This window comes from Kitasatospora sp. NPDC059146, assembly GCF_042786665.1.
GTDB lineage: Bacteria > Actinomycetota > Actinomycetes > Streptomycetales > Streptomycetaceae > Kitasatospora.
Genome location: NZ_JBHZCY010000207.1, coordinates 1 through 9996, shown reverse-complemented (window position 1 = coordinate 9996; position 9996 = coordinate 1). Strand labels below are relative to the sequence as shown.

Sequence of the window (9996 nt, the reverse complement as noted above, 5' to 3'; positions counted from 1 at the left end):
GTGGGGGGTGGGGGGTGGGGGGTGGGGGCGAGGGGGGTGGGGGCGAGGGGTCAGCGGGTGGCTGCTGGGGCAGGGGCGGGGGCTGGGGTGGGGAGGTGGGTGGCGGCGGTGAGGAGGGTGGGGAGCATGCGGGTGGCGTGGGTGGCGTAGCCGTGCGGGGAGGGGTGGATGCCGTCGGGGCCGAGGAGTTGGGCGGCGCGGTGGTGGAAATCGGGGCCGGAGGTGGGGGCGAGGTGGGCGTCGGTGCGGGTGGCGGTGCGGGTGTGGAGGCGGGCGAGGCGGGTGGAGCGGTGGTGGCCGATCCAGCGGACGGGGGTGCGGAAGCCGGGCGCGTAGCCGGGGTCGGGGCAGGGGACGACGACGAGTTGCCAGCCGGCCTCGCGGAGGGTGCGGGCGAGGTGGGCGTGCCGGCGGGCGGCGCGGCCGAGCGGGGCGGGCAGCAGGACGTCGTTGCCGCCGACGATCAGTACGGCGATGCCGGGCCGCAGCCGGACGGCGCGCAGGACTTGGCGGCCGACGGCGGCGGTGGTGGCGCCGGCCCGGGCGTGGACCCGCAGGTCGACGGGCCGGCCGGTGCCCTCGGCGAGGCCGGTGGCGAGCAGGGCGCCGAGGGTCTGCTCGGGGCGGTGGGCGCCGAAGCTCTGGGCGAGCGAGTCGCCGAGCATCAGCAGGGTGAGCGGGTGGTCGGCGGCGTCCGGGGCGGAGCCGTACCGGCCGTCGGCGACCGGGACGAACCAGTCGGTGGGCGGCCGGTGGGCGAGCAGGCGCAGGTACAGCCGGGCGAGCCGGTGGGCGAGGCGGCGCATGGGGGGATGGACTCCGGGGTCGGGCGGGAGCGCGGTCAGGCGGCGGTGAGGACGACGGCGGCGTTCTGCCCGCCGAAGCCGCAGGAGACGGACAGGGCGGAGGGGGCGTCGACCGGCCGGGGCGCCTTGGTGACCACGTCGAGGCCGATGGCGTCGTCGAGCCGGTCGAGGTTGGCGGTGGGCGGGACCAGCCGCTGCTGGAGCGCGAGCACGGTGAGCGCCGCCTCGATGGCGCCGGCCGCGCCCATGGTGTGGCCGATCACGCTCTTGTTGGCGGTGACCGGCGGCGGCCGGCGGAAGACCTGCCGCAGGGCCGCCGCCTCGGCGGGGTCGTTGAGCGTGGTGCCGGTGCCGTGCGCGTTGACGTGCCCGATCTCCTCGGGTGCCAGCCCCGCGTCGGCGAGTGCCGCCCGTACGGCCCGGGCCAATCCGTCGCCGCCAGGGTGCGGGGCGGTGAAGTGGTGGGCGTCGCCGCCGGCGCCGTGCCCGGCGAGGTACCCGCGGACGCGGGCGCCGCGGGCCCGGGCGTGGTCGGTACGTTCGAGCAGCAGGACGCCCGCTCCTTCGCCGAGGACGAAGCCGTCCCGGTCGGCGTCGAAGGGCCGGGAGGCGCCGGCCGGGTCGTGGCGGCGGCGGGAGAGCGCGCCGAGGCGGTCGAAGCCGACGCAGGTCATCGCGGAGCGGGCGCTGTCGGTGCCGCCGGCCAGCACGAGGTCGCAGGTTCCGGCCCGGATCAGGTCGCTGCCGAGGGCGAGCGCGCTGGTGCCGGAGGCGCAGGCGGTGCTGACGACCAGGCCGGGGCCGAGGGCGCCGAGGTCGAGGCTGACCTCGCCGGCGGCCATGTTGGGGATGGAACGCGGGATCATCAGCGGGGAGATCCGGTCGGCCCGGCCCGCGGCGAGCCGGCCGTACTCGACCACGTGGGTCTGCACGCTGGTGGCGCTGACCCCGAGGACGACGCCGACCCGGGTGCCGTCCCAGTGCGCCGGGTCGAGCCCGGCGTCGGCGACGGCCTGGCGGGCGGCGACCACGGCCAGCTGGCTGAACCGGTCGAGGCGCCGGGCGAGCCGCCCGCCGAGCAGGGCGGGCGGGTCGAAGTCGGCGACCCGGCAGGAGAAGTCGACGTTCAGGCCGAGGAGTTCGGGGTCGGGGCGGGCGGTGGGCGCGGCGCCGAGGAAGTGCTCCCAGACGGCGTCGGCGCCGCTCCCGGCCGGGGTGACCAGGCCGAGTCCGGTGACGGCGACCATCGAATGGGACGGAGCCATCGGACGGGACGGGGCAGAGGAACGCAGCGGGCTCAACTGACCGATTCCCGGGCCAGGGTGGCGTCCGCGTGGGCGGCGAGTTCGCCGAGGGTGCGGTCCGGGCCGATGTCGGCGACGGTGACGCCGAGCTTCTCCTCGACCACCAGGGAGAGTTCGACCAGGGCGAGGCTGTCGAGGGCGAGCGAGGCGAGGGTGGCGTCGGGGGTGACCACGGCCGGGGAGACGTCGAACTCGTCGATCAGGCAGGCGCGGATCGTCTCGTAGCTGCTGGGCATCGTGAAGTTTCCTTTCAGCTGGGGGTGTTGAGGGTGTCGATGACGGCGGAGGCGGCAGCCCGCCGCCCGGGCAGCCGGGTCCAGGCCAGCGCGGCGCCGAGCAGGGCCACCGCGCCGCCGACGACGGCGGCGACCGCCAGACCGTCGGTGAAGGCGGCCGGGTCGCCGGGGGCGGCGCCGGTGAGCGAGGTGGCGAGGACGGAGCCGAGCACCGCCACACCGAGGGTCGAACCGACCTGCCGGGTGGCGTCGTTGAGCGCCGAGCCGACCCCGGCCGCGGCGACCGGGACGGCGCTCATCACCACCTCGGTGGCGACCGGGGCGAGCAGCCCGGCACCGAGCCCGGCGAGGGCCTCGAAGAGCAGCACCCGCCCGTCCCCCGAGTCGGCGGCCAGCCGGCCGAGTTGGACGAATCCGGCGGCGATCAGCAGCAGTCCGCCGGCCGAGGGCACCCTGGCCCCCAACGGCCGTGCCAGCAGAGGCCCGAGGAGCGCGCCGACGGCGAGCCCCAGGGACAGCGGGACCATCCGCAGCCCGGCCTGCCAGGCGCTCAGGCCCCGCACCTGCTGGAGGTAGAGGGTGAGCAGGAACATCGCGCCGAACATCGCGAAGGACATCAGCGCGAGCGTGGTGGTGGCCGGCCAGACCGGCCCGCCGCGCAGCAGCCGGACCGGCACCATCGGTGCGGCGCAGCGGAGTTGGCGACGCACGAAGGCGGCCAGCAGCAGGACGGCGATCGCGAAGGCGGTGAGCACGGCGGGGCCGGTCCAGCCCCGGCCGGGGGCCTCGATCACGCCCCAGACCAGGGCCAGCAGCCCGGCACAGGACAGCAGCGCCCCGGGCCGGTCCAACGGCCGGGCCTCCGGCGCGCGGGACTCGGGGACGGCGACCAGGGCCGCCGCGCCGATCACCGAGATGACCGGGACGTTGAGCCAGAACGCCGACTGCCAGCCGTACCGGTCGACCAGCAGTCCGCCCGCCACCGGGCCGAACACCGCGCCGACCCCGGCCACCGCCGCCCAGATGCCGATCGCCCGCTTCCGGGCGGCCGGTTCGCGCAGCACGTGCACCACGGTGGACAGGGTGGCCGGCATGAACAGGGCCGCGCCGAGGCCCATCCCGCAGCGCGCGGCGACCAGTTGGGCGGGCCCGGTGCCGAGCGCCCCGGCGGCCGAGGCGGCCCCGCACAGCGCCAGCCCGGCGAGGAAGGCGCGCCGCCGGCCGTACCGGTCCCCCAGCGCACCGCCCGCCAGCACGCAGCCGCCCAGCGCCAGCGCGTAGCCGTCCACGATCCACTGGGTCTCGGCGAGGGTCGGGCCGAGGTCGGCGCGCAGGCCGGGGACGGCCACGTTGAGCACGGTGAAGTCGAGGCCGAGCAGGAACAGCGCGGCACAGACCACCGCGACCGCCGCCCAGGCCCGCCGCGCGGTGGGCGGCGAGCTCACGGGCGCCGGGGCCGCAGGAGTCGAGCTCACGGGCGCCGGGGCCGCAGGAGTCGGGCCCACAGGCGTCGGGGTCGCAGGCGTCGGGGTCGCAGGAGTCGGGGTCGCAGGAGTCGGGGCCATCAGGCGGACAGCCGCAACGGCTCGTCGCGCCGCCGGAAGCCGATCCGGTACAGCGTGGCCGCGCCGCGCAGGAAGGTCACCTCGCTGGCCCGCAGGTAGCGCCGGTACCGCCGGTAGCCCTCGGGGCCGACCAGCTGCTCGGCCTGCTCGCGGGCCCGCAGCAGCCGGGCCGACCAGGAGGCGAGGGTGCGGGCGTAGTCCTCGGCGGAGGCGGTGAGGGCGACCACCGAGAAGTACGGGTCGCAGGCGGCGGCGATCTCGCTCAGCCGGGGCAGCCGGGCGGTCGGGAAGACGTCGTTGCCGACGAAGTCGCCGATCGGGCCGGAGCCGTCGGCGGCGCCGTCGTAGGCGATGGTCTGCAGCGACATCCGGCCGCTGGGGCGCAGCCAGCGGTGGCAGGCCGCGAAGTAGCGGGCGTAGCAGTCGAGGCGCTCGGCCCGGCTCATCCCGGCGGTGGCGAAGTGCTCGAAGGAGCCCATCGCCATGACGGCGTCGTACGGCCGGTCGGGGTCGTGGGCCTCCCAGCTCTCCAGTCGGGGTTCGACGCCGGGCAGGGCACGGGCGGCGAGGAACTCGTACTGGGCGCGGGAGACGGTCAGCCCGACGGCTTCGCGGACCCGGTCGTCGCCGCTCGCGTGCGCCAGCATGGCGCCCCAGCCGCAGCCGACGTCGAGCAGCCGCAGGCCGTCGCCGGGGCGGGCGCCGACCAGGTCGAGGTGGTGGTCGAGCTTGGCCCGCTGGGCGCGCGGCAGGGCGGTGGCGTCGGGCGCGTCGCGGGGGATGCCGTCCCACTTGGCGGCGGTGTAGGCGAGGGTCTCGTCCAGCCAGAGGGCGTAGAAGTCGTTGCCCAGGTCGTAGTGGAACTCGATGTCGGCGGCGGTGGTGCCGGCCGTGGTGACGGTCATGCGGATCCTGTTCCGGGTGGTCCTGCGGTCCGGGCGGTCTGTCGGTCCGGGTGGTCTTGCGGAGGTCCAGGTGGACTTGCGGAGGTCCAGGTGGACTTGCGGGGGCCCAGGTGGACTTGCGGGGGCCCGAGCGGTCTTGCGGGCCTTACGGAGGCCCGGGCGGGCGGTGCTCTCAGCCGGCACCGGCCCGGCGGGCCCGGACGGCGAGGGCCTGATCGCGGCGCTCGACGAAGCGGGCGGCCCGCGCGTCGGTCCGTGCGAGGTGGGCGGCGATCCGTTCGCGGGCCTGTTCGCCGGTGGGGCCGAGCCCGGTCAGCTCGGTCACCCGGAGGGCGCGCAGCAGCGGGACGAGCACCTCGTCGTGGTGCACCCGCAGGTCGTAGACGCCGGCCACCGCGATCTCGGCGGCCAGTCGGCCGAAGCCGGGCATGGCCTGGCCCGGCATGGCGAAGTCGCGGATCGTGGTGTCGAGCGTGACGAGCACCTGGTCGGCGTCCACCTCGACTGCCGCGCGCAGCAGTTCGCGGTAGTAGACCATGTGGAGGTTCTCGTCCTGGGCGATCCGGGCGAGCAGCCGCTCGCAGACCGGGTCGCCGCTGAGCCGCCCGGTGTTGCGGTGGCTGACCCGGGTGGCGAGCTCCTGGACGGCGGCGTAGGCGACCACGCCGAGCACCCCGTCGAGGTCGGGGGCGGTGCCGGCGGCGAGGTGCGCCATCCGGGAGCGCTCCAGCGCGACGGGGTCGACGGCGCGGGCGGCGTGCAGGTAGCCCCGGATGGCGGCGGCATGGCGGTCCTCCTCGGCGGTCCACCGGTGCAGCCAGGCGCCCCAGGCGCCGTCCCGGGAGGTCCGGCTGCCGATGGTCCAGTGGTAGCCGGGCAGGTTGTCCTCGGTCAGCAGGTTGACGACCAGGGCGGAGCGCACGGCGGGTGCCAGCGCGGACTGCTCGGGGCGCCAGGGCTCGCCGCCCAGCGGGCCGTCGAAGTCCCGGCCGAGGCTCCAGGGGACGTACTCGTGCGGGAACCACTCGCGGGCGGCCGCGAGATGACGATTCATCAACTCCTCGGCAGTGGCTTCGAGTTCGGAGAGCCAGCGGGCGGTTTCCGCGGTAGCGATCTTCACGGGCCATGATCGTCGCGGACCGGCGCGCGGCTGCGCAAGCCCGCCTCACCCGTTCAGGTGACCCCGGGATCACGGCCCTGACCTGGGTCTATGCCACCGGCAATCCGGGCGCCGAGCGGCCCGACACGCGGCGCGTGAACGGCAACGACAACGGTCACCAGTACAGCCTTTGGATCTTTGTCGATTCTGCGGTTCACTTCGAGTGCGGGCGATCGCACCCCGTCACCACCCACCCGTGCGTCCAGAGAGGACTTCGATGGCCGGGCACGAGCATTCCCACGATGATCATGCGCATGACCACCAGAACCCGAAGGGCCACGGCCACGGAGGGCACGGCGGCCACGCGCACGGCCACGGGGGCCACGGCGGCCACTCCCACGGCGTCGCCGCCGACGCCGACCGCCGCTGGCTGGTCAGCGCCCTCACCCTGATCGTCGTCTTCATGGCCGGCGAGGTCGTGGTCGGCTTCGCCGCCCAGTCCCTGGCCCTGATCTCCGACGCGGCGCACATGCTCACCGACGCCGCCTCGATCGTGCTCGCCCTGGTCGCCATGCGGCTCTCCGCCCGCCCGGCCCGCGGCGGCTACACCTACGGGCTCAAGCGCGCCGAGATCCTCTCCGCCCAGGCCAACGGCGTCACCCTGCTGATCCTCTCCGCCTGGCTCGGCTACGAGGCGATCACCCGGCTGATCAGCCCGCCCGAGGTCACCGGTTCACTGGTGCTGGTCACCGCGCTGATCGGGATCGTGGTCAACCTGGCCGCCACCTGGTGCATGTCCAAGGCCAACCGCAGCTCGCTGAACGTCGAGGGCGCCTTCCAGCACGTGCTCACCGACCTCTACGCCTTCATCGCCACCGCCGTGGCCGGTGCGGTCATGCTGACCACCGGCTTCGCCCGGGCCGACGCGATCGCCTCGCTGATCGTGGTGGCGCTGATGCTCAAGGCGGGCATCGGGCTGGTCCGGGACTCCGGGCGGATCTTCCTGGAGGCCGCCCCCGCCGGGATCGACCCGGACGCGGTGGCCGACCGCCTGGTCACCGAGCCGCTGGTCGAGGAGATCCACGACCTCCACATCTGGGAGATCACCTCCAACCAGCCGGCCCTGTCGGCGCACATCCTGGTCACCCCCGGCGGCGACTGCCACGCCGTCCGGCGCGAACTGCAGCGCCGGCTGTCCGAGGAGTACGGCATCACCCACAGCACCCTCCAGGTCGACCACGTCGGCGAGGACGAGGCGGGCGCGCTGCTGCAGATCGCCGGCCCGGGCGAATCGGCCGCCGAGCACTGCGCCGACGCCCACGGCCCGGTGCACCGCGCCGGCCCGCACGAACACTGAGCGCGAACACTGAGCGCGAGCGCCGAGCAGGATCGCTGAGCACGAACGCCGAGCAGGAGCACTGAGCGCGAACGCCGAGCACGAACGCCGAGACCGCCGTTCGTCGTCGCGGTGCGGCATGATCTGACTCGTGACCGCACCGCGACTGATGCTGCTCGACTCCGCCAGCCTGTACTTCCGGGCCTACTACGGCGTACCGGACTCCCTGCGCTCGCCGCAGGGGGAACCGGTCAACGCCGTCCGCGGCCTGCTGGACTTCATCGCCCGGCTGGTGCACGACCACCGGCCCGACGAACTCGTCGCCTGCATGGACGCCGACTGGCGCCCCCAGTGGCGGGTGGACCTCGTCCCCTCGTACAAGACCCACCGGGTCGCCGAGGCCGCCGTGGACGGCGAGGAGGAGGTCCCGGACACCCTCGCCCCGCAGGTGCCGGTGATCGAGCAGGTGCTGGACTCCCTCGGCATCGCCCGGGTCGGCTGCCCCGGCTACGAGGCGGACGACGTGATCGGCACCCTCACCGCCCGCGCCACGGGCCCGGTGCAGATCGTCACCGGCGACCGCGACCTGTTCCAACTGGTCGACGACGAGCGGCTGATCACCGTGCTGTACCCGGTCAAGGGGATGGGCAACCTCCAGGTCACCGACGACGCGGTGCTGCTGGAGAAGTACGGCGTGCGCGGCGACCGGTACGCCGACATGGCCGCCCTGCGCGGCGACCCGTCCGACGGCCTGCCCGGCGTCAAGGGCATCGGCGAGAAGACCGCCGCCCAGCTGATCAACGAGTACGGCGACCTGGCCGCGATCCGCGCCGCCGCCCTGGACATCGGCTCCCGGCTCACCCCGGCCCGCCGCCGCAACATCGTCGAGGGCGCCGCCTACCTGGACGTCGCCCCCACCGTCGTCCGGGTCGCCCAGGACGCCCCGCTCCCGGACTTCGACCCGGTCCTCCCCCGCGAGCCCGCCGACCCGATGACGCTGGAGCACCTCTCCGCCCGCTGGGGTCTCGGCACCTCCCTGGAACGCGTCCTGGAGGCCCTGGCCACCCGCTGAGCCCGCTCCCCGCCGGCGACCTGTCGGCAGCCAGCCAGCGACCTGTCGGCGGGCAACGGTAGGGTTCGGGGAAACTGATGATCAGTTGTGTGTTTCCGAACTCGGGGGGTCCCTTGAACACCGTCTCCGTCAAGCGCCGCGGCGCGTTCCTGCTCGCGGCCGCCGCCCTGGCCACCGTCGGCGTCGCCGGCACCGCCCAGGCCGTGCCCAACTCCGGCTCGCTGTGGGTCGGCTACGGCAAGAGCAACACCTACGCCAGCGTCAAGTGCGTCCAGCTCATCTCCAACAGCCTGCACTACCAGACCGGTTACCACACGGTCGACGTGGACGGCTCGTTCGGCCCGGACACCTACGGCGCGATCGTCGCGCTCCAGAAGTGGGCCAGCCTGGACCCGGACGGCGTCGTCGGCCCGCGGACCGGCGACGTCATGATCGAGGCGACCAAGGACAGCTACCACTGCTACTCCTCGCTGCCCACCCTCAAGTAGGCACCGGCACCCAGCAGCGCAGGGGCCAGCACGTTCCCTCGAACGTGCGGGCCCCTGCGCGTTGCCGGCGGCCGGGCCCCGTCCGGCCGGACAGGGCCTAGGGCCTGTCCGGCGGATCTTGGCAGATCAGCGCGCGGCGTTGGGCGCCCGGCTGGGCGTGCGCCCGAGTCGGCCTCGTACTGGACGTACTTGGGCGATTCGGGCGTGCGTCCAGGCGGGATGCCCGGCGTCGCGCGCCTGGCAAGATCCGCCGGACAGGGCCTAGCCCCTAGCCCACCGAGGAGTAGGCGATGATGCCGCGGCGCAGGCCGTCGACGGCCTTGCGGGCGGTCCTGCGGAGTTCGGCGTCCTCGCCGGCCGCGTCCTGGATCTGACCGAGGACGTCGATCAGCTGCTTCGTCCAGCGGACGAAGTCGCCGGCCGGCATGTCGGCGTCGCGCAGGACCTGGTCCAGGCTGTGGCCGAGCGCCCAGCGGTAGGCGGCCCAGGCGAAGCCGAGGTCGGGTTCGCGCTGGCCGACGCCTTCGGCGGTGTTGATCCGGTGCTGCTCCTCCAGGGCGTCCAGGTGGCCCCAGATCCGGACCATCTGGCCGAGCGCCTCCTTGGCCGCGCCCTCCGGCACCCGGGGGGCGCCGGCGTCGTCGGCCTGCCGCGACTCGAAGACCAGCGCCGAGGCGCAGGCGGCGAGTTCGGCGGCGGCGAGGCCGCTCCAGACGCCCTCGCGGATGCACTCGGAGGCCAGCAGGTCGAGCTCGCCGTAGAGCCGGCCGAGCCGCTTGCCGTCGTCGGTGACGGTGTCACCGCTCAGGTAGCCGAGGTCGGTGAGCAGGCCGCAGACCCGGTCGAAGGTGCGGGCGATGGTGTGGGTGCGGGAGCGCATCCGGCGTTCCAGCAGTTCGGTGTCGCGGTGCAGCCGGTGGTAGCGCTCGGCCCAGCGGGCGTGGTCCTCGCGGTCGGAGCAGCCGTGGCAGGGGTGCTGGCGCAGCTCGGTGCGCAGCCGGGTGATCTCCGGGTCGTCGGCGGCGGCCGCGCGGCCGCGCCGGAACCGCTCGGGCTCCAGGTGGCCGGCCTTGGTGCGCAGCGCGGAGGCGAGGTCGCGCCGGGACTGCGGGCTGCGCGGGTTGAAGGACTTGGGGATCCGCATCCGCTCCAGCGCCTCGACGGGCACCGCACCTGGATCGCCAG

9 protein-coding genes and 1 pseudogene are annotated in these 9996 nt (G+C 74.9%); 3 read left to right on the top strand and 7 right to left on the bottom strand.

The window, feature by feature from the left end; translation table 11 throughout:
- Window positions 1-50: 50 nt before the first annotated feature.
- From ACFXPX_RS42315 to ACFXPX_RS42290, 6 genes are all read right to left on the bottom strand, one after another.
- A complete protein-coding gene (locus ACFXPX_RS42315) occupies window positions 51-806 on the bottom strand; it encodes an SGNH/GDSL hydrolase family protein (RefSeq protein ID WP_380644981.1) in 756 nt (251 codons plus the stop codon).
- 35 nt (window positions 807-841) lie between these two features.
- Window positions 842-2071 carry a beta-ketoacyl-[acyl-carrier-protein] synthase family protein gene (locus tag ACFXPX_RS42310; protein WP_380644980.1) on the bottom strand — a complete coding sequence of 410 codons (1230 nt, stop codon included), beginning with the start codon at window positions 2069-2071 and terminating at the stop codon, window positions 842-844.
- Between the two features lie 32 nt (window positions 2072-2103).
- Window positions 2104-2346 carry an acyl carrier protein gene (locus tag ACFXPX_RS42305; protein WP_375890866.1) on the bottom strand — a complete coding sequence of 81 codons (243 nt, stop codon included), beginning with the start codon at window positions 2344-2346 and terminating at the stop codon, window positions 2104-2106.
- Window positions 2347-2360: 14 nt separating this feature from the next.
- Window positions 2361-3791, bottom strand: a complete 1431-nt coding sequence (locus ACFXPX_RS42300; RefSeq protein WP_380644979.1) for an MFS transporter — start codon at window positions 3789-3791, stop codon at window positions 2361-2363.
- Between the two features lie 119 nt (window positions 3792-3910).
- Window positions 3911-4816 (bottom strand): class I SAM-dependent methyltransferase, encoded by a 906-nt coding sequence (locus tag ACFXPX_RS42295; RefSeq protein ID WP_380591416.1) that lies wholly within the window; start codon window positions 4814-4816, stop codon window positions 3911-3913.
- Window positions 4817-4988: 172 nt separating this feature from the next.
- Window positions 4989-5936, bottom strand: coding sequence for an acyl-ACP desaturase (locus ACFXPX_RS42290; RefSeq protein ID WP_380644978.1), 948 nt, complete (start codon window positions 5934-5936; stop codon window positions 4989-4991).
- A 256-nt stretch (window positions 5937-6192) separates the two neighbouring features.
- On the opposite strand from ACFXPX_RS42290, the gene ACFXPX_RS42285 reads away from it, so the two are divergent.
- From ACFXPX_RS42285 to ACFXPX_RS42275, 3 genes are all read left to right on the top strand, one after another.
- Window positions 6193-7272, top strand: coding sequence for a cation diffusion facilitator family transporter (locus ACFXPX_RS42285; RefSeq protein WP_380532545.1), 1080 nt, complete (start codon window positions 6193-6195; stop codon window positions 7270-7272).
- 148 nt (window positions 7273-7420) lie between these two features.
- On the top strand, window positions 7421-8323 hold the full coding sequence (locus tag ACFXPX_RS42280; RefSeq protein WP_380644982.1) for a 5'-3' exonuclease H3TH domain-containing protein: 903 nt from the start codon (window positions 7421-7423) through the stop codon (window positions 8321-8323).
- Between the two features lie 113 nt (window positions 8324-8436).
- Window positions 8437-8811 (top strand): peptidoglycan-binding protein, encoded by a 375-nt coding sequence (locus ACFXPX_RS42275; RefSeq protein ID WP_380532542.1) that lies wholly within the window; start codon window positions 8437-8439, stop codon window positions 8809-8811.
- A gap of 268 nt (window positions 8812-9079) precedes the next feature.
- Here ACFXPX_RS42275 and ACFXPX_RS42270 read toward each other — a convergent pair.
- Window positions 9080-9996: pseudogene (locus tag ACFXPX_RS42270) on the bottom strand (RNA helicase); the annotation flags it as partial.

What these genes read in the sequence shown, in the direction of transcription:
- ACFXPX_RS42305 (WP_375890866.1), bottom strand. Translation starts at nt 2,346, where the DNA reads ATGCCCAGCAGCTACGAGACGATCCGCGCCTGCCTGATCGACGAGTTC.
- ACFXPX_RS42310 (WP_380644980.1), bottom strand. Translation starts at nt 2,071, where the DNA reads ATGGCTCCGTCCCATTCGATGGTCGCCGTCACCGGACTCGGCCTGGTC.
- ACFXPX_RS42285 (WP_380532545.1), top strand. Translation starts at nt 6,193, where the DNA reads ATGGCCGGGCACGAGCATTCCCACGATGATCATGCGCATGACCACCAG.
- ACFXPX_RS42295 (WP_380591416.1), bottom strand. Translation starts at nt 4,816, where the DNA reads ATGACCGTCACCACGGCCGGCACCACCGCCGCCGACATCGAGTTCCAC.
- ACFXPX_RS42315 (WP_380644981.1), bottom strand. Translation starts at nt 806, where the DNA reads ATGCGCCGCCTCGCCCACCGGCTCGCCCGGCTGTACCTGCGCCTGCTC.
- ACFXPX_RS42280 (WP_380644982.1), top strand. Translation starts at nt 7,421, where the DNA reads ATGCTGCTCGACTCCGCCAGCCTGTACTTCCGGGCCTACTACGGCGTA.